This window comes from Belnapia sp. AC561 (assembly GCF_979252845.1).
Window position 1 is genome coordinate 1 of record NZ_CEEDBP010000112.1, and the last position, 684, is coordinate 684.

The following is a 684-nucleotide window of genomic DNA, read 5'->3' on the forward strand; positions in this document are numbered from 1 at the left end:
CCGGCCAGGCTGATGGCCCGCACCCCGTCGGCGGGGGCGGCCATGGGCAGGAACCAGTCCTCCTCCATCCGGTCGAGATCACGCTGCCAGGGGATGATCCCGCTTCCCCTGGCGGCGGCCTGAAAGCGCCCGACGGTCTCGGTGGCGCCGCTGACGCCGAGGGTGTTGCGCAGCCAGTCGGTGTCGGCTGGCGCCAGTGGCATGGGACCACTGCCTGACTCGGGCAGCATGGTCATCACCGCTGCCTCGGCGGGCTGGCGGACGATGTGGCTTGGGAGCGAGGACTGGTCCGCAGCCCATCCGGTGAAATGCGGCTGCCGGCGGGCAGGCGGAGGCGAGCCAGACCGGCACGGCGACGCAGGATGCGCCAGACCCCCTGCGGGCTGAGCCGGTCCTCCAGCGTCCCCGCTGCGGTCACCCGGCGGAAGACCGCGCCGTAGTCGATCCGTGCCTGTCGCAGCCAGACCTCCAGGGCACGAACCGGACAGCGGTCCGAGTCAGGGAAGCGGGCAAGCTCCAAGCCGCCCTGGGCCGTCTCCAGCACCACCCCCGCCGCGGTGAAGCGCAGCTGCTCGCGGTCGAGCGCCACCAGCGCGGCGCGGCGCAACCCGCTGGCCTGAACCAGTAGAAACAGCGCCCGGTCGCGCTGCCCGGCGAGGTCCTCGCCGCAGCTGGCGAGCAAGG

Annotated in this window: 1 protein-coding gene and 1 pseudogene; both read right to left on the minus strand. The window is 73.1% G+C overall.

Annotated elements, in window-relative coordinates; all coding sequences use genetic code 11:
• Positions 1-203: pseudogene (locus AC0IW9_RS30350) on the minus strand (hypothetical protein); the annotation flags it as partial.
• Positions 204-235: 32 nt separating this feature from the next.
• The coding region (locus AC0IW9_RS30355) for a site-specific integrase (protein WP_471652032.1) at positions 236-684 on the minus strand (449 nt) is incomplete at its 5' end.